Origin of the sequence: Sporosarcina ureae (assembly GCF_002101375.1) — a bacterium.
Classification (GTDB): Bacteria; Bacillota; Bacilli; order Bacillales_A; family Planococcaceae; genus Sporosarcina; species Sporosarcina ureae_B.
The window spans coordinates 703,397-720,956 of record NZ_CP015207.1 but is presented as its reverse complement, the minus strand read 5'-3'; the positions used below and the strand labels follow the sequence as shown (position 1 = coordinate 720,956).

Here is a 17,560-nt window from a genome sequence, read left to right as displayed (position 1 = left end):
ACTTGTATAGAACATATATTCTTATTTTTTTATTGTTCTAAAGAAGTTATTTAAGGGACGACATCCGTGAATGTTTAAGAAAACACGAAAACTTAGTGTTCACATCCTTGCAAAAAAGGGTTTTCTTTCTTTATGTCGAATACTGTAGATAGAGGGAAGTGAGAAGTTTGAAAAAGTACAGAGTACAATACCACTTTGCAGGCGCTGAAAGCATTTTACGAACAGTTGAAGCGGCAGATCAAGAAGAGGCATTAGGGATCGCAACAAATTCCCGAAGCAATGATATTGTTTTTACGGATAGTAAAGGAACGTTATATTGTTTCTTTTATAGAGACGTACAATATGTTTCAGTTACGGAAGATAGAGCATAAATAGTCATTCAGAGCGTCCTTTCGAGGGACGTTCTTTTTATTTGATTTATTTACTTATCATAATGAATTCTTGCTTCCTAATATTTTGTAATAAAAACAATAAAATATAGTTGATTGCATGTTTCTAAGTGGTACAACGGACGTATCACATTGAAACGAAGGAGCGTACCAAAATGAAACGATACACCATATCATATTGGGACGACCTATAACCAAAGAACTTAAGAAATTAAAGAATTAAAGAATAAAAGAATAAATATAGTGTCGAGAAGCATCTCGACGACGAATATTTCGTTGGTCATTATTTGCTGCGAAAAGTTTTCGTACGTAGTATCCTTTTTGCTTCTCGGCTCTATATAGTGTGCAAAGCCAACGTGCTAGTCATTTGTAACATAAAACCAAAATTTACGTCTACGTTCAAAAGGAGTGGAGAATTATGAGAAAACGGATGCTACTACTTCCCATTGTATTGTTGCTGACAGCTTGCTCTTTCAATCCATCACCGCAGAACACGATTATTGACTGGGTAGATTTTGTGAAATGGAATGATACGACATATGAAGCGAACTATGAAATAAACAAGCTTAATAAGGACTCGGAAACTGCTGGTGAAATAGGAGAAGTAAAATATATATTGGATGGCCATGCGGGAACGAATCATCAAACGAAAAATGGTGATGCAGCTTATTTGCAAAAAGGCACAAAGTTATTTGCGATGAAAGGCTATGATCCGGCATTCCGAATTATAGCGGACGGGAAGGTATACGAAGCAACCGAATCTGATAAGGCTGAAACGGTTGGAGATTTTTTAGATATAGAAGGGAAAGTACAACGAGTTATTTTGCAAAGTGAGCAAGATTTATCGTTCATTGGGGAGTTTACAGACGAGCATGCGGAGCAGCTGGTTGAAGAGTTGCTAGTAATGCCCTATGAACCAGATAGGCGTGCAACAGAAGGAAAGCGTGTGTTTTTCGGAATTGAACTAGTAGATGGGAGTATGACCCGATCAGTTTATTGGCCGGAGACGGGTTATGTGAATTATGGTGGGGTGGCTTCTCAGAAGATTAAAGACATATTTGAGGTTGAGATGGATGAGAATGATTACTAAAAAATTCGATAAATAAAAAATGTGAAAAGCAATTACGATTGTTTAAACGGATTATGAAAGTTTGGTGTGGAGGTACTCTATAATAAATAACGCTTTAGTCAAAGGGAACAGTACTGAAAAAGATAATTTAGATACCATTGTATATGCCAAGCCGAAAGAAGCACCTGCAAAGTAAGAGGTATTTCCATGAGAAAAAGAGCCATTCAAGGCTCTAGTGATATTCTTTAGATTTCTTTAGACACTCTTCAAAATGCAATACGATATCGTTAAAGGAAAACTCGTTTTCTTCAATGGTGTATACAATGATATTTGTATCGCTATCGTATCTCTTATTGAAAACCGGCTTTACATGGTTATTCTGAATTAAAGCCTTAGCAAGTTCAACTGCCAACCTTTTATTACCATCCAAAAAAACACCTCCTAGGCAATTATATTTAAATGAATAGGAGATTATGAAAATCGTATAATCGTTGTGAGATACGATGGAAGCATATAAAGAACTTGCATCGTAAAAAATTACTTGTGTACTAAATAAACTATAATAAGGTACCTGACATGATGTGACCCCTAAAAGTTAGAGCGATTTAAGTGATTAAAAGAAGAGAATAGGATTGTAGAGAATAGTTTTTATTGCATCTTCAAGAAAATCATTCACACCCGACGCCGTCGCCATCACGATCTAAGTGGGGACCATATCCAGGATCATCAGAATATACAGGTGCAGCTCCTGCAGCTTTTGCTGCTGTGCAATTCTGATAATATGATTGGCCTGGATTTGAAACAGAATTATTAGAAGAGTATCCTGATTCGTTACTAGATAAACTTGAGACTGACGGTGAATTACTGCTTGCAACCCCATCTTTTAGAGTACTAACTTCATCTGACAAATTCGAGTTTTTCGCCTTTAGCTCAGTGATTTCCTTTTCAAACTCCTTACTTTTTGCATCATGAGTCATTTGCTTTTCTTTTAAATCTTTTGCTGTTTTTTCTGAACTGGCCAGTTTTGTAGTTAAATTATCAATTTCTTCATTCGCACTTGTACTTTCTTCCACTAATTCTTTATTTTCTTTTTGGAGTTCTGTATACAACAAGTTTAATTCTTCATTTTCTGCAATCAAATCAATATTTTTCTGTTGAGCTTCTTCAAGATCAGCTCTAACATGTAAATCTGTATAAACAGCTCCGATAATGAACAATATTAGCCCACCAGTTAAGGCAGGGTAGAAGATCTTACCTGATAAAGTACGGTTTCTATCTTTTATCTTTTTTAGTAAATGGTAGGCTAAATAAAGTAATGAAAACATAAATATAAGCATACCTACTGCTGCAATTGCTAGCACATTATCACCTCATTAGTTTTTTTATGAGAATTAATAGCAATAAAAATAATTAATTAATTCCGACTTATTAATTATACATCAAAATCATTAATTATTAATGGTTAATTATGAAATTTGTGTCAATATTTCCAATGGAAAGACAGGATGTATCATGATTATAGTTTTTTCTCGAAAATCACTGGTGTCGTATTAAAACAAAGGGGAAGAGTAGTTGATCCTGAATACTCTTTAATTACTTTTTTACAAAACAGCTGATTTCTTTTTGCTTGAAGATAGAAGGATATTGATGGAATGTTTTGAACGTATTCGTGCGATGTATTAAAGAAGTTCTGTAAACATAGAAACTATACATTGAGCAGCCTGCAAATGGGCTGCTTTCTTTATTTATGAAAAGAAAGAGGTGCGCGACTAAGTACGATGTGTTCTGCCCTTCACAATTAAAACTTATTGGATGGGGTGCGGAATATAGAGTATATGTGTTTGATAACGAAATGGTTCTCAAGGTAAGCACTGGCCATCATTTTCAGAATCACGGTATAATTTTGGAAGAGCTGGCAGGCCGACCATTCATCACGAAAGTATACGATTATTGCGAGCGAGGGAAATGGTACATCATGCAGCGCATTCATGGGAGCGATCTATTTTTCCGGCCGTGGGTTCCCTGGTTTAAAATCCGGTTCGATTATGAGAAGTTTTGCCAGGATTTACATGAGTTTGCTAAGGTGTTTGATGAGTATGATTTGGTAATTCATGATTTGGATCGGGATAATGTGATGATTGATCAGGCAAGCGTTTTCTGGATTGTGGATGTGGGCGGGTTTATGCAGCGTAGTGAGTATGATTTAAAGGAGGGGATGAGTAAGCTGCTGGAGCATGGGACATGGATAGTGGAAATGAAAGGTGTTCCCTGGGATGTGAGAGAAGGCGCTGATATTGTAAAATAGAAAAATTATGATGAATAAGGTGCAGAAGTTGATATAATTGAATTATCAATCACTTGTTTAATATAGATTCTGATGAAGTTGCAAGGTTGGGGAATTACCAGAGCATTGAGAGTATGAGTTTGTACCGCTTTAGGTATAAGTCTGGAGGATGTGGAGGGAAGAGGGAGAGAATTTTTGGATGAGAGAAAACTAGAAAACAAGATATTGTGGATAATGGTTTTAGTGTTATTTTCTTGCGTAGGAATCTTGATTAGTGGAATGTATAATGGAGTTGTGTTTAGTGAATTTGATAAAAACCTTTTAGGTTCACTTTCTACTTTTGCTGGGTCTCTCGCGGGCGCATCTATCGCAGGCTATTTCTCGATTAAAGTATTTGAAAAGGGCTTAAAGAATGAGCAAAAGAAAAAAGACGTTAATTTACTTATTAGTAAGGTGCTTCATTTAAACAATTACCTAGACATCTCAAAAAGGCTCTACTTTCAATTAAAGCAATTTAATTACGATTGGAATAAAACACAAAATAGTAAGCTTGAAGGGAATATTGCTCAAACAGATAAAAATAAAATTAAAGATTGCAATTTAGCATTAGATTTATGCCGAGAAAAATATGATGTTATGATGTATTATCTCGAAGAAACACAGAATAAAATTGACAATATTAACCATATTAACCATGAACATATTATGGATATAGAGTTCAGGATATTTATAAAAGGGCACCTAGCATTATTAGATCAGATCATTGACTACTTTGATATGATAAACGGGTTTGAAAAAATTACTTCTTACGGAATAGAATATTGGTCGGTTTTAGATTTAATAGGCTCCATACAAAGATATTTGGCTGATTACGATGAAATCGAAAGATTCTATTATGAGAATAAATAAACTCTCCCCTGGCCAACCGGAGGACAACATTTGATGGCAGCATTGCGCTACGTCACTTTTTGTCCTTATTATTTGAGAAGAAATAGTGCTACAAGCTATGATAAATCATGTAACGTTTGCAGAATGAGAAGCAATCCCGCAAAATGAATCTGGCAGTAAATACAAATATGGTGATGGCATCGGGTATTTAGATGGATTGAATAAGGCAAGCCTATCGTATGAACTGTAATATCTCACCTAAGTTAATCATGCTTCACAAAAAGTTAATCATACTATATGATAGTAAGTGGAGGGAGGAATTTGTTATGGCGATTGCTGTACCAAAATATACTCAATATCAGCTTTCTAAGTTGGTTAATTCTAAGTTGAATAGTATGGATTTTTCGTTACGAGATGTCGCTTCATTATACTCTGTTGAAGAGGAGTTAGTCCTAGACATTTTAGGCGAACAAGTTAGGTTTAAAGCAAAGCATTATCAAGTTGTTTCAAAAATAATCGGTAAATCAGTTGATGAGCTATTGCAGGATGAAGAAGTAAAACCGATTAGTTTCAGAAGTGTACACGATAAAGAAGATGATGAAATTACAAACAAAATCTCAAATATTAGTAACTTCTTTTTAGATGTGGCGTTACTTAAAAAATTAAACGGTAATATTCACGTTTGATTGTGGAGGTTCGTAAATTGGGTAATGATAATGTAAAAAAAGGAAAATTAAAAGCCGCAACCGAGGAAACTTTTCTAAAATTTAAAGAAAGCTTTCCAGGTATTATAGAAATGCCAATGAAAAATTCCATAAGTAAAATAGAAAGTTTAGGTATCTTCGTTTTGATATCGGCAGCTCCTTTGGAAGTTTCGGGATTTTGCATGACAATTGGCGAAGATACCTTTATTTTTGTGAATAAAAACCATGTATTAGGTAGGCAGAATTTCTCATTATGGCATGAAGTTTATCATTGGTTCACTGAAAGTACAGGATCTGTAAGTATAGTAAATGAACAGGAAAATAGTGAAATAGAATACCAAGCTGACTATTTTGCTTCGTTAGTTTTACTAGATAAAAATCACTTATCAGAAAAGCTCTGGGAGATGGGAATTAGAAATAGCAATAATGCCAAATATATTTCGTACGATCATATAATCAAATTACAGCATTACTTTCAGGTTAGTTATTCCTCAATGGTTCGTAAGATAATAGAGATATACCCAAACTCTAATCTATCATCAAGATATGCATTAGGCATACCTGCTAGACAAGATGAATTAATTCGAAAAACATTAGATTTAAACCTTTCTGTTAATTTAATTCAACCTTCTAAAAATACATATATTAGTAGAGAATTGTTTATCTTATTGGAGAAATTACATTCGGAAAATAAGATTAGTAAAAGTAAAGTCTTTTCAATAATGGACTTTATCGAGAAGGAGTTGAGTTAGCATGACGATTCCTGCTTACAAGTGTATATGCGATTCGAATATATGGGTAAATGTTTGTTTGGGTGAGGTTCATGAAGCTTACATAAAGAAATTCTGCACTGTCGGTGTTGTTGAAGTAGTGAAGAATGAAATTTTAAAATGGAAAGAAGACAATGGTAGGTTTCAAAAGATATCTACATTTTTTATCGACTATGAAAATAAAGGTCTGGCTGTATTGGATGGTAGTAGTTTAGATACTATAACAAAAAAGATAATTGACCAGGAACTAATTCGGTGGGGATTTGAGGATACAGATAATCGATCGAAAACGATAAATGATTTAGGTGAATTCGTGTCACTTTTATATGCTTACCATTTAGACATACCTTATATACATACAGAGGACGGCGTTTTTAGCGACACAATAAAAATAGATGATTTATATGAGCAATACAGGGGGATAGAAATAATCTCTTGGAATCAAGTATCAGGTGATCTCACAGATAATGATTCTGAACGAATGGCATTGAATCAAAAAGTTATTCAGGAAAATATGGTAATGGGTAAAAAACGCCAAGAAGCAAAACAAGAAAAAACATTGGAAAACAAGATCTTGGAATTACAAAGACGTTTCTCAAATAGATAATTATCATGTTGTTAAACTCAGAACCTCGATTGTTCAGTAGAAGCATTTTTCGTTATAAGTATAACGAATTTAATGTAGGAATTATTCTTTTAACCTTCCCACTCCGAGCGACCTGTCCTGGATTACAAACAATAGAAGGCGGTCGTGTATATAATGAGCAGTAAAAGAGGAAATTCACCTTCTTTGACGAATATTGTCAGTGAGGGGGTGAAACATAATGTCTGTAGTTGATAAATTAATCGAAGATGGCCAAATTGTTGTTGAAAGAAACAAAGAGCCTGCGATGTACGGCGGTTGCTATGTAACGGGTGTAGAATATGAAGAGTGGATCGCAAAGGTTATTTTTCTGATGGAAGACAACAAAGAGAATGTGCCTGAATTTTTGTACAAGAGAGTGATTGAAGCTGCTAACAATGCGGTGGGCAATGGTACTGATCATTTTGACAGGATAATCGGAATTCTGAAAAGCCTATCAGAAAGAAAAGATTTTCAAGAATAACTTTGGTAAGCATCTCTAAGGAGGTGCTTTTTCTATGCCTGAAAAAAAGGTTAGCCCCAAACTAGCCCCAATTCAGCCCCAAATACATGCTTTTTAATGGGGCTACATGCATGATCGAAATAAAACAAAAAAAGCCCGAAACCCTGAATTTACAAGGTTTCTAAGGCTTTTAATACCGCTGTTTGCAATGCAAACTTATTAACGAGAGTAGAATTCAACGATCAATGCTTCGTTGATTTCAGCAGCTAATTCGCCGCGCTCTGGAAGGCGTACGAATGTACCTTTTTTCGTTTCTTTATCGAAAGTTACGAAATCTGGAACGAAGTTGTTCACTTCTAGTGCTTCTTCGATAGCAGTCAAGTTTTGAGATTTCTCACGAAGAGAGATTTCAGAACCAGTTTTCACTGCGAATGAAGGGATGTCAACGCGCTTGCCGTCTACCAAGATGTGACCGTGGTTGACTAGCTGACGAGCTGCACGACGAGTGCGTGCAAGACCCATGCGGTATACAACGTTATCTAAGCGAGTTTCAAGAAGAACCATGAAGTTTTCACCGTGAATACCTTGCATTTTACCAGCTTTGTTGAATAGTGTGCGGAATTGACGTTCGTTTACTCCGTACATAAAGCGTAGTTTTTGTTTTTCCTGTAATTGCATTCCGTATTCGGAAAGTTTTTTACGTTGGTTTGGACCGTGTTGTCCTGGTGCGTATGGACGCTTTTCAATTTCTTTACCAGTGCCTGTTAGTGAGATACCTAAACGGCGTGACAATTTCCAAGATGGACCTGTATATCGAGCCATGAGAGACTCCTCCTCTGTTGGTTTTATTTTGTTGTAAAATAAGACCAGATATGTTCAATCCATCTGCCATTCTATAATCTTGCAACTTCGCCCCTGCAGCCTCGAGGTTACGTGGTGCACCTTTAAAAAAGGAATAGACTGGACAAAACAGAACACATAACTGCTGCGAATATTTTACACAAATCCTAGCATACCAATTTATCGGATTTAGGTCAAGCGTTTCATTTCTAGAATGTGAATTAAAGAAATACACTTCGGTTTTAAAAAACAACATGAACTAACCACAACACGCAGCAGATGGTAGTGGAAAGCATCCACCTAGAACGGAAATCGACATTTTTTAAAAAATTTAAATAAATGAAAATGATTGCTCTTTCGTTTTGCTAACAATCGATGTACACTAGACTAAAGCGCTTTCATTGCAACAAGAATAAGTTATAACTAGGAGGAATCAATATGAAGCAAAATAGCGATTGGCATAAAGAGACGGCCATGATACATGAAGGATACGACAGCAAAGATCATCAAGGAAGTCTAGCTGTGCCACTCTACCAAACCTCAACCTATGTATTTGATTCGGCTGAACAAGGAGAGCGGCGTTTTGCTGGTGAGGAAGCGGGGAATATTTATTCTCGTTTAGGAAATCCGACGGTCGCAGTGCTTGAAGAACGTATTGCCAAGATGGAAGAGGGGGCAGCAGGCCTTGCATTTGCCTCGGGGATGGCCGCGGTCAGTGCGGTGCTCGTTCATTTGACAAAAGCCAATGATCATGTGATTTGCTCGCGTGGCATTTATGGGTGCACATTCGGATTCTTAAAAATATTGGAAGAGAAGTATAATATCACGCATGATTTAATCTCCATGAAAACGGAACAAGAGATTGAACAAGCGGTGAAGCCTGAGACTACATGTATATATATAGAAACGCCGATTAATCCGACGATGGAGTTGGTAGATCTCGAAGCGGTAGTTAATGTAGCCAAGCGCCATAACTTGAAAGTTGTAGTGGATAATACTTTCTGCTCTCCTTATATTCAAACACCTTTAACATTCGGTGTAGATTATGTGCTTCATAGCGCAACGAAATATATTAATGGACACGGTGATGTGATCGCAGGGTTGCTCGTTGGGAAAGATGCAGACGAGATGGCGACACTTCGTGGGACTGTGTTAAAAGATTTTGGCGGTATCATTTCACCATTCGATGCGTGGCTGATGTTACGCGGTATTAAGACATTACCTATCCGAATGGACCGACATTCAGCCAATGCCAAGATACTTTTTGAGTATTTACAGAAGCATCCGAAAGTAGAAGAAGTATTCTATCCGTTTGATGACCAGCATCCGCAGTATGAGATTGCGAAGAAGCAGATGAAAATGGGTGGCGGTTTGATTTCCTTTACGATCAAAGGCGGAAAAGAAGAGGCGCAGAAGTTGCTGAATCATTTATCGCTCGTCAAGTTGGCGGTGAGTCTAGGCGATGCAGAGACGCTAATGCAGCACCCCGCGACGATGACACACTCCGCTGTGCCAAAAGAAGACCGCGAGAAGATGGGTGTGTCTGATGCGTTACTGCGCTTATCTGTAGGGCTAGAGCATATGGATGATATTATGGCAGACTTAGATCAAGCATTTGAAGCGATGTGAATTGAAAAAAGCGAGCGTCCCCTATTGGGGAGCTCGCTTTTTGTATAGGATAATAAATGTTACGTTTGACAACGATTATATGTGTTGATTTATATAGCATGTAGATTCTGATTGGACCTCTTTTGCCGCGGTCATTGTTCTACTGGTTGTTTCCCTTAAGCAACGCAAACCCTACCTACTTTTGCGTCCTTGCGACCCTATAGTCGCGCCAGTGATGAATAAGTGTTCCGAATAAACATCTGCAGAACGCCATTTCTTGTTTCAGATCTGTTATCAATCCCAATCAGTAACTATACAGGGAATGTAATGATTTGTCAAGGACATTCTATACTATCGAAATCGTATAGTTTACAAACAAGTGAAGAGGGAACAAGTAAAATAGAGCCTGTTGTTGTATACAGGAAATTTTCATTGGAGGGATTAGGATGAACGTAGAAATTGTAAACGAATTTCCTCATGAGTTTTTGAGGGAGCAAGCGGAGACATGTATTTCCATTTATCAACCGACCCACCGGTATCGACCTGAAAATCAACAAGACCCGATTCGATTTAAAAACTTATTACAAACAGTACATGAAGAATTATCCAAAAAACATTCTGCGAATGAAGTGAAAAGTCTATTGGCTCCACTTGAGAAACTGGAAGGCGAGCGTCCTTTCTGGGCACATGCAGGAGATGGACTAGCTTTATTCGCAACGAAGGAACGGATCATAACCTATCGTCTACAACGTCCTGTACCGGAATTGGCGATTGTGTCAGACAGTTTTCATATCAAACCGCTTATTCGCGTATTCCAATCTGCTGACCGTTATCATCTACTCGGCGTCAATAGACAAGAATTCAAACTTTTTGAAGGAAATCGCTATGGTGTAGAGGAAGTAGAGATCCCCGAGGAATTGGCGAAAACGAAAGATGAAGCGATTGGTGATCAAGTGACCGAGTCACATTTAGGCACAGGTAACTCGGGTGGAGCTGGATCTGCCATGATGCATGGACATGGGGGTAAAAAAGATGAAATTGACATCGATATTGAGCGTTATTTCCGATACGTAGATCGAACGGTTGCAGAGAATTACTCGAAGCCGATGGAAATTCCTTTATATTTAGTCACACTTTCGGAATATCAGACGCAGTTTAAAGAGTTAAGTCATAATCCATACTTGCAAGCCGATGGAATTAAGTCCGACTTTGATGCCTTGAATCTAGAGCAGTTACGTAAAATGGCTTGGGAATTAGTAGAACCCACGTATTTACAGAAAACAAAAGACTTAGTGGAGAATTTTGAAAATGCTAAGGCGAGCGACCAAGCTTCTGGAAACATCGAAGAAATTGCTAAAGCGGCAAGTGAAGACCGTATCAGACGACTTATATTGGAAGACGATTATTTGTATCCAGGTAAAATCAACCTAGACACAGGAGAAATTCAGTCGAAACACCTGGAGGAATCTGCAGTAGATGATGTGTTGGATGACTTAGCAGAAATCGTCTTTAAAACCGGAGGCGAAGTAGTCGTTCTTCCGAAAGAACGGATGCCTGTTGAAACGGGTGCAGCTGCGATCTTTAGATGGTAAAAAAAAGCCGGCCAAGACAAATCTCTTGGCCGGCTTTCATTGTCATTTATTCTTGCTCGAGTACTTCTTTAGCTGCCGTCAACGCCGTTTGTACACGTGGAAATCCAACGTATGGAATGAGTTGCATCATGCTCTCCACGATTTCCGTTTTAGTTAAACCGACCGTTACTGCACGCTGTACATGCGTTTTGATTTGTGTAGTCGCTCCTTGAGTAACAAGTGAAGCGAGAGTCACCAATTGTCTTTGTTTACTGTCGAGCCCTGGTCGCGAATAAATTTCACCATACGCGAACTCGACTATGTATTTCCGTAAATCGGGTGCCAACTCTTTTAATGCATCCGCTGTCATCATGCGTTCGGCTTCTTCTTCACTTACATACTCTTTAATTTTCTCTAGACCAGCTTCAATACGTTGTGTGGACAATGAAATAACCCCCTGTTTTCGCTTTAATATAAAGAAAGTATAGCATATTCTGACTATTATTTTGTTTTCTAGTCTAGAAATTATGTAATATCTATCAGTTTAAAACAAGACAATGGTTCGAAGGTCGTGAAATTCAGCATTATTGTTTAAGGATCGCTAAGAATAGGTATAGATGAATAGAGCAGAAAACAAATATAACGGAGGTAATGATAAATGGATAAGTTTTTCCTAGAGAACGCAGTACAAGCTAAAAAGAAGATTGAAGAATTAGTAACACAAGGCTACACGCATGACGAAATTTATGTTTTCGCACATAGTGAAGATCGTGAAGACAAAATTTCAGACGCATTGGATTCAGAACAAGTAGGTATGGCAGAGATGGGCTTCCTCGAAACAATGAAGAACATGTTCACATCTCGTGGCGATACGTTACGCGCACAGATGCAAGCGATTGGCCTTTCAAAAGCAGAAGCCGAAGAAGGCGAAAGCGAACTAGACAAAGGTAGACTATTACTAGTCGCTAAAAAATAAGATGGTAAATAAACCGGTCAAAGGAATCGATTCCTTTGACCGGTTTTGTTTTTGTATACATAAAGAGTAAAAAGTGTAAGTCTCTCAGTCACGTACTTTTTTCATTAGCTATTGCCTCATAATAAGCATCCACAGGAATGAATAACCCTACTTTACCATGCGTTTCCTCATCTAATGTAGCAAACACAATGCCGATTACTTTGCCTTCTTCATTAATAACAGGACTTCCGCTATTTCCTCTATAGACAGGCGCTTGAATCATCACGACAGGTATATCCCAATCAGCCAGCTGTGTGTAGTCGATCGTATGACCTTTATTCGCTATTCCTGAAAAACTCAAAGGATTTCCGATAAACGTAATCGGCTCATGATCATAAAAAGTCGTTTCTTTCGCTAAAGTTAAGTGGGGAAGATTCGTTCCGTTCACTTCAAGTACCGCAAGATCGATGTCTGGAAACACGTGTGTGACATTTGCGGTAAATCGTTCGCCTTCAGGGAAAGAGACGATCATCGATTCATTTCCTTCAACTACATGATAATTCGTTAGAATGGTACCTTGTTCATTAATGGAAAAACCTGTACCTTTCGTATTTTCTGTAGCTACGACAACTACCGCTTCTTTATACTCTGCTATTTGTGGATCTGAAGATAACTCTGACGAAGCTTTTAAAAACTCCAATGCTGGAATGGAGTATATCTGAAAAACAATGGCGAACGTACTGAGTGCTAAAGTAGTGGCCATGATCCAAAACATCCACTTAGGGAAAGGACGATAGGTGCGTCGGACATTTTTTTCAGCTGCTGCTTTCTCTAACGCTTCCCGTTGCGCTTCGAGTACGAGATCTTGCAGCTCATCGTCGTCCAAGTCTTCTTGATACGGATCTTTGCTATCCACTATGCCCACCTCTTTCTCGTACATAGTTTATCAGATAATGAATGCAAATGAAGCGAACGAAGTTTGAGTGATGAGAAGGCATTGACAAGACTTGGATAATCAGAAAGTATAGTGACTTAAATGAAGATGGCTTGTTATTCGTTGTATAATTGAATAGTTCGCAAAATTTGTAAGAAAAGAACATGGAAATACGAAAATTCTTCTTGAAATTTCCTAGGATGTGATAAAAAGTTCGTTGTTTTTTAAAAAAGATGTGAATAGAAGACGAAAATGCTTTAAACATGTTACGATATACTATAATATCTAAAGTAGTCACTTTATGCGCGAAGTGTGGGATAGGGGGATCATAGTGAGATGATATACGTCATCATTCCATTAGTTATCATCATTGTTTTAACAGTGATGGCATTTCTGTCTAGGCGAAAGCATATACAAGAAATCAGTGAAATGGAACAAGAAAAATTACAAATTCAAAACGAGCCAATATTCGAAGAAATGACGAAAGTAAAGCAGTTGAACATGACCGGCGAAACAGAAGAAATGTTCGAGAGATGGCGCAATAATTGGACAGAAGTAGTAGACGATCGCCTTCATAATGTAGATATGCTTTTACTGGATGCTGAAGGGCAAGTGGATCGTTTCCGTTTTAAGAAAGCAACGGAAACAGAAAAACAGATCCGCGAAATCCTGAACGAATGTGAAAAAGAGATGCGAATGATCTTGCAGGAACTAAACGAACTGATCGGCAGTGAAGAAAGAAATCGGTTCGAAATAGAAACGGTAAAAGAACACCACCGTGCCGCGCGCAAAAAGATCTTAGCTCATCAGTACGCATTTGGACCGGCAGTGGAGCCATTGGAGAAAGAGTGGGAATCCTTCAATCCAAGATTTGAAGAATACGACGCACTGATCGACAATGGAAACTACTTACAAGCGCGTGAAATTGTTATTGTACTAGGAGCAAAAGAAGAGCGCTTTTCGTTTTTACTGGACGAGATTCCTGCGTTACTTAATGAGTTGCAGACGAAAATACCTGCGGCTTTGCGAGAATTGCGTAAAGGAATTATCGAAATGGAAGGTCAGGAGTATTATTTAGGACACCTGAAAATGCCTTCACGTTTCGATAAAATCGAACAGCAAATTGCGGATCTTCGACAGTTATTAGCACGCTTGGACGTTGAAGAAGTGGCAGCGGAAGTGAATGAAATTCATGACGAAATCGAGTCATTCTATGATGTATTGGAAGAGGAAGTAAGTTCCCGTCATTACGTAGATGAGCATTTGGATGAAATGTTGGATCTGTTTGAAGAACTTCAATATGCGATTCCAGATACGATCGAAGAAGTGAAATTCGTTCAACAAAGTTACCGTCTCGACGAAAATGAAGTCATTATTCCACAAATGGCATTGCAAAAGTTGAATGCATTGGCGAAACGAATTGAAATATTCATCGAACGTCAAGATGCGAAAAACTTGGCGTACTCAGCTCAACAAATTGAGTTGCAAGAGCTAGTGGAAGAGTTGGATGCCATCTCTGATGCACATTCCAAGTTCAGTAACCGTATTAAGAACTTGCGAATCGACGAAAATCTAGTACGTTCCCGCATTGTGACGCTTGCACAGCAACTTCAAATTGCGGATCGTAATTTACACCGTGCCAATATCCCGGGAATTCCCGATGATATGGAAGTGCAGCTTGAAGAAGCGGATGAGCAAATATTCATTGTGAAACAAGGTTTGGAAGAAGTGCCACTTAATATGGCGTTGGTTGAATCATATGTTCAAAAAGCAGATACAGTGGTCACTGATGTTTGTGCGAAAGCTGCAGATCTGATTGAAAATGCATTGCTTGTAGAACGAATCATCCAATACGGTAACCGTTACCGTGCGTCCCATCCGGAAGTTCACGCTAAATTGTTGAAAGCTGAAGAGTCCTTCATGCAATGTCGCTACTTGAGAGCATTGGAAGAAGCAGGTACTGCGGTGGAAGAAGTGGAACCAGGCGCATTGAAAAAAATTCAAAGTATGATTCAAGTTAAAGTATAATTATATTCCGACAAAGCCACCGGTTTTCCGGTGGCTTTGTTTCGCTCATTCATATAGAAAGGAGACGAAAATTTATGTATTTTGATCATAGCGCCACAACGAAGCCAGATGAAAGAGTTCTTCGCACCTTTGTGGATGCTTCCGAATCGTATTTTGCCAATCCTGCATCGCTACATGCGGAAGGGAAACGGACAGAAAAATTATTAGAACGTGCGCGAACTCAATTGCTTGAAACGATCGGACTTGGATTGACAGAAGGAGTTTTCACTTCAGGTGGAACAGAATCCAATAATCTTGCCATACTAGGTTATGTGTACGCCAACCAGCATAAAGGTCGTCATCTTCTCACGACACGTATAGAACATCCTTCTGTATTAAATGTTTTCCGGGAACTGGAAAAACAGAACTTCATCGTGGATTATTTAGCTGTAGATGAAGAAGGAAGAATTTCATTGGACGAACTCCAAGCGAAGTTGCAAAAAGATACGATTTTAGTTAGTATCATGCATGTTAACAATGAAATAGGTACGATTCAGCCGATTGAGGAATGTGCGAAAATCATCCATTCTTCTTCCCGGGCCGTGTTTCATTCCGATTGTGTGCAAAGCTTTGGGAAACTATCGCTTACTGATTTTGCAGATGGTCCTGATCTTGTTTCATTATCGGCCCATAAAATATATGGAATAAAAAATAGTGGATTTTTAGCGTATCGTCACACAATACGACTGCAACCAATAGTCTTTGGTGGTGGGCAAGAACATACATTGCGCAGTGGAACTGTATCGGTACCGCATGCGGCGGCACTTGCGAAAGCAGCGCGTTTACTTGTAGAAGAAGTAGATATGGAGCAATTCCGACAGTGGCGGAATGAACTGGTTGAGTTTTTCTCGGAACTAGATGAATGCAAAGTATTGGCACCAAACGCGAGTGCGCCCTATATACTATCCGTTGCATTTGCACGAATAACGGGGGAGATTGCGATTAATTTCTTACAGCAACAGGGAATGATCGTCTCGACTTCAAGTGCTTGTTCATCAAAGAATTCAGATGTAAGTCATGTCATTGAAGCCATTCATATACCTCAAGAGTTTCAAAAAGGCGTCATTAGAATTAGCTTAGGTAAACATCAAACAAATGAAGAAATTGAACAATTGAAAGTAGCGGTTCGTCAATTAGTCGAGCTGATTAGAAAAGGAGTGGGGAAATGAACTGGAATACCATTTTAATTCGCTATGGTGAAATGTCGCTTAAAGGGAAGAATAAGAGCAAATTTATACGTAAACTAAAAGCGAATATAAAAGCTGCTTTGTCCGATTTGGGAACGGTTACGATGCGTGCAGAACGTGATCGGATGTTCATTTATGCAGAAAAACCGGAAGAACTGGATCGTGCAGTGGAAATATTGCCGTCGATTTTCGGCATTCAATCATTCAGTCCCATTGTAATTTGCGAACCTACATTGGAAGTGATTAAAGAAACATCATTAAAAGTTCTGGGGAAAACAGAAACGGCTGGCAAGACATTTAAAGTAGATGTCAAACGTGCAGACAAACGTTTCCCGCTCAATACAGGAGAACTGCAACAGGAATTAGGCGGTCATGTATTAAGAACGTTCCCTGATTTGATCGTTCAAATGAAGAAACCTGAAATTTTATTGTATGTAGAGATCCAGCATGAAGCGGCTTATATCTCTTCCCACACATATAAAGGTGCAGGTGGCATGCCTGTTGGCTCGAATGGTCACTCATTGCTGTTATTGTCGGGAGGAATCGACAGTCCAGTGGCAGGCTATATGATGATGAAACGTGGTGTGTCATTTGATGCGATTCACTTTGCTAGTCCGCCGTTCACGAGCGATTTAGCGAAAGAAAAAGTGGAAGACATCGTCAGACAACTAACAAAATTCGGTGCAGTCATTCGTTTGCACGTTATTCCGTTTACGGAGTTGCAACAAGCGATTGTCAAACAAGTCCCAAGCAATTTGTCGATGACGACTACAAGACGAATGATGATGAAAGTAGCTGAACAAGTGCGAAAGGATACGAATTCACTTGGTCTGATCACAGGTGACAGCTTAGGGCAAGTAGCGAGCCAGACGCTCGAGAGTTTGACGGCTATTAACGAAGTCACGAATACGCCCATCTTGCGTCCGCTCATCGCAATGGATAAATTAGAAATCATCCAGATTGCTGAAAAAATTGGCACATACGATATTTCCATCCGTCCATACGATGATTGCTGTACCGTATTTACGCCGCCGAGCAATAAAACGAAGCCGCAAGTTGAAAAAGTGGCGTATTACGAAAGCTTCCAGGAGTTTGATGACATGGTTGCAGAAGTCGCCAGCCAGCGTGTAACGACGATTCCGAGCAAGCAAACAGAAGAAGACTTCGAAGACTTGTTGTAAAGAAAAAATTACCTATCATCTTCCTTGC

The 17,560-nt window shown here is 38.6% G+C and carries 19 protein-coding genes; 14 read left to right on the top strand and 5 right to left on the bottom strand.

Features of this window, described 5'->3' with window-relative positions:
• The first annotated feature begins 167 nt into the window (after positions 1-167).
• A complete protein-coding gene (locus tag SporoP8_RS03485; protein WP_085131247.1) occupies positions 168-371 on the top strand; it encodes a hypothetical protein in 204 nt (67 codons plus the stop codon).
• A 436-nt stretch (positions 372-807) separates the two neighbouring features.
• Entirely contained in the window at positions 808-1,479 is a 672-nt protein-coding gene (locus tag SporoP8_RS03480) for a hypothetical protein (RefSeq protein ID WP_085131246.1), read from the top strand.
• 211 nt (positions 1,480-1,690) lie between these two features.
• On the opposite strand, the gene SporoP8_RS03475 is transcribed toward SporoP8_RS03480, so the two are convergent.
• A complete protein-coding gene (locus tag SporoP8_RS03475; RefSeq protein ID WP_085131245.1) occupies positions 1,691-1,888 on the bottom strand; it encodes a hypothetical protein in 198 nt (65 codons plus the stop codon).
• 238 nt (positions 1,889-2,126) lie between these two features.
• Positions 2,127-2,819 (bottom strand): excalibur calcium-binding domain-containing protein, encoded by a 693-nt coding sequence (locus SporoP8_RS16605; RefSeq protein ID WP_198166062.1) that lies wholly within the window; start codon positions 2,817-2,819, stop codon positions 2,127-2,129.
• Between the two features lie 476 nt (positions 2,820-3,295).
• Here SporoP8_RS16605 and SporoP8_RS03465 point away from each other — a divergent pair, with 476 nt between their 5' ends.
• The 6 genes from SporoP8_RS03465 to SporoP8_RS03440 all read left to right on the top strand — a co-directional run bounded on the left by SporoP8_RS03465 (position 3,296) and on the right by SporoP8_RS03440 (position 7,210).
• The gene (locus SporoP8_RS03465; RefSeq protein ID WP_157111218.1) at positions 3,296-3,763 is read left to right on the top strand and encodes a hypothetical protein; all 468 of its coding nucleotides are present in this window, start codon (positions 3,296-3,298) and stop codon (positions 3,761-3,763) included.
• A gap of 174 nt (positions 3,764-3,937) precedes the next feature.
• The gene (locus SporoP8_RS03460; RefSeq protein ID WP_085131243.1) at positions 3,938-4,651 is read left to right on the top strand and encodes a hypothetical protein; all 714 of its coding nucleotides are present in this window, start codon (positions 3,938-3,940) and stop codon (positions 4,649-4,651) included.
• 305 nt (positions 4,652-4,956) lie between these two features.
• Positions 4,957-5,316, top strand: a complete 360-nt coding sequence (locus SporoP8_RS03455) for a hypothetical protein (RefSeq protein ID WP_085131242.1) — start codon at positions 4,957-4,959, stop codon at positions 5,314-5,316.
• 17 nt (positions 5,317-5,333) lie between these two features.
• Complete coding sequence (locus SporoP8_RS03450; RefSeq protein WP_085131241.1) at positions 5,334-6,086, top strand: ImmA/IrrE family metallo-endopeptidase; 753 nt, start codon at positions 5,334-5,336, stop codon at positions 6,084-6,086.
• A gap of 1 nt (position 6,087) precedes the next feature.
• Positions 6,088-6,711: a hypothetical protein gene (locus tag SporoP8_RS03445; protein ID WP_085131240.1), complete on the top strand. Its 624-nt coding sequence runs from the start codon at positions 6,088-6,090 to the stop codon at positions 6,709-6,711.
• A 217-nt stretch (positions 6,712-6,928) separates the two neighbouring features.
• On the top strand, positions 6,929-7,210 hold the full coding sequence (locus SporoP8_RS03440; RefSeq protein ID WP_085131239.1) for a hypothetical protein: 282 nt from the start codon (positions 6,929-6,931) through the stop codon (positions 7,208-7,210).
• A 198-nt stretch (positions 7,211-7,408) separates the two neighbouring features.
• Here SporoP8_RS03440 and rpsD read toward each other — a convergent pair whose 3' ends face one another.
• Positions 7,409-8,011, bottom strand: coding sequence for a 30S ribosomal protein S4 (rpsD, locus tag SporoP8_RS03435; protein ID WP_085131238.1), 603 nt, complete (start codon positions 8,009-8,011; stop codon positions 7,409-7,411).
• Between the two features lie 456 nt (positions 8,012-8,467).
• Here rpsD and megL point away from each other — a divergent pair, with 456 nt between their 5' ends.
• Positions 8,468-9,658, top strand: a complete 1,191-nt coding sequence (gene megL / locus SporoP8_RS03430) for a methionine gamma-lyase (RefSeq protein WP_085131237.1) — start codon at positions 8,468-8,470, stop codon at positions 9,656-9,658.
• A 425-nt stretch (positions 9,659-10,083) separates the two neighbouring features.
• Positions 10,084-11,229: a baeRF3 domain-containing protein gene (locus SporoP8_RS03425; RefSeq protein WP_085131236.1), complete on the top strand. Its 1,146-nt coding sequence runs from the start codon at positions 10,084-10,086 to the stop codon at positions 11,227-11,229.
• 46 nt (positions 11,230-11,275) lie between these two features.
• On the opposite strand, the gene SporoP8_RS03420 is transcribed toward SporoP8_RS03425, so the two are convergent.
• Entirely contained in the window at positions 11,276-11,653 is a 378-nt protein-coding gene (locus tag SporoP8_RS03420; protein ID WP_085131235.1) for a carboxymuconolactone decarboxylase family protein, read from the bottom strand.
• A gap of 213 nt (positions 11,654-11,866) precedes the next feature.
• On the opposite strand from SporoP8_RS03420, the gene SporoP8_RS03415 reads away from it, so the two are divergent.
• Positions 11,867-12,184, top strand: a complete 318-nt coding sequence (locus tag SporoP8_RS03415) for a YflT domain-containing protein (protein ID WP_085131234.1) — start codon at positions 11,867-11,869, stop codon at positions 12,182-12,184.
• 88 nt (positions 12,185-12,272) lie between these two features.
• On the opposite strand, the gene SporoP8_RS03410 is transcribed toward SporoP8_RS03415, so the two are convergent.
• A complete protein-coding gene (locus SporoP8_RS03410; RefSeq protein ID WP_085131233.1) occupies positions 12,273-13,079 on the bottom strand; it encodes a S1C family serine protease in 807 nt (268 codons plus the stop codon).
• A gap of 354 nt (positions 13,080-13,433) precedes the next feature.
• Here SporoP8_RS03410 and ezrA point away from each other — a divergent pair, with 354 nt between their 5' ends.
• From ezrA to thiI, 3 genes are all read left to right on the top strand, one after another.
• On the top strand, positions 13,434-15,125 hold the full coding sequence (gene ezrA, locus SporoP8_RS03405) for a septation ring formation regulator EzrA (RefSeq protein ID WP_085131232.1): 1,692 nt from the start codon (positions 13,434-13,436) through the stop codon (positions 15,123-15,125).
• 74 nt (positions 15,126-15,199) lie between these two features.
• On the top strand, positions 15,200-16,333 hold the full coding sequence (locus tag SporoP8_RS03400) for a cysteine desulfurase family protein (protein WP_085131231.1): 1,134 nt from the start codon (positions 15,200-15,202) through the stop codon (positions 16,331-16,333).
• A complete protein-coding gene (gene thiI / locus SporoP8_RS03395) occupies positions 16,330-17,532 on the top strand; it encodes a tRNA uracil 4-sulfurtransferase ThiI (RefSeq protein ID WP_085131230.1) in 1,203 nt (400 codons plus the stop codon). Before SporoP8_RS03400 ends, thiI begins: the two co-directional genes overlap by 4 nt.
• Positions 17,533-17,560: the final 28 nt, after the last annotated feature.

Coding starts and splice junctions, on each gene's coding strand:
- SporoP8_RS03445 (WP_085131240.1), top strand. CDS start 6,088: ATGACGATTCCTGCTTACAAGTGTATATGCGATTCGAATATATGGGTA.
- SporoP8_RS03425 (WP_085131236.1), top strand. CDS start 10,084: ATGAACGTAGAAATTGTAAACGAATTTCCTCATGAGTTTTTGAGGGAG.
- thiI (WP_085131230.1), top strand. CDS start 16,330: ATGAACTGGAATACCATTTTAATTCGCTATGGTGAAATGTCGCTTAAA.
- ezrA (WP_085131232.1), top strand. CDS start 13,434: ATGATATACGTCATCATTCCATTAGTTATCATCATTGTTTTAACAGTG.
- rpsD (WP_085131238.1), bottom strand. CDS start 8,011: ATGGCTCGATATACAGGTCCATCTTGGAAATTGTCACGCCGTTTAGGT.
- SporoP8_RS03415 (WP_085131234.1), top strand. CDS start 11,867: ATGGATAAGTTTTTCCTAGAGAACGCAGTACAAGCTAAAAAGAAGATT.
- SporoP8_RS03400 (WP_085131231.1), top strand. CDS start 15,200: ATGTATTTTGATCATAGCGCCACAACGAAGCCAGATGAAAGAGTTCTT.
- SporoP8_RS03480 (WP_085131246.1), top strand. CDS start 808: ATGAGAAAACGGATGCTACTACTTCCCATTGTATTGTTGCTGACAGCT.
- SporoP8_RS03455 (WP_085131242.1), top strand. CDS start 4,957: ATGGCGATTGCTGTACCAAAATATACTCAATATCAGCTTTCTAAGTTG.
- SporoP8_RS03440 (WP_085131239.1), top strand. CDS start 6,929: ATGTCTGTAGTTGATAAATTAATCGAAGATGGCCAAATTGTTGTTGAA.
- megL (WP_085131237.1), top strand. CDS start 8,468: ATGAAGCAAAATAGCGATTGGCATAAAGAGACGGCCATGATACATGAA.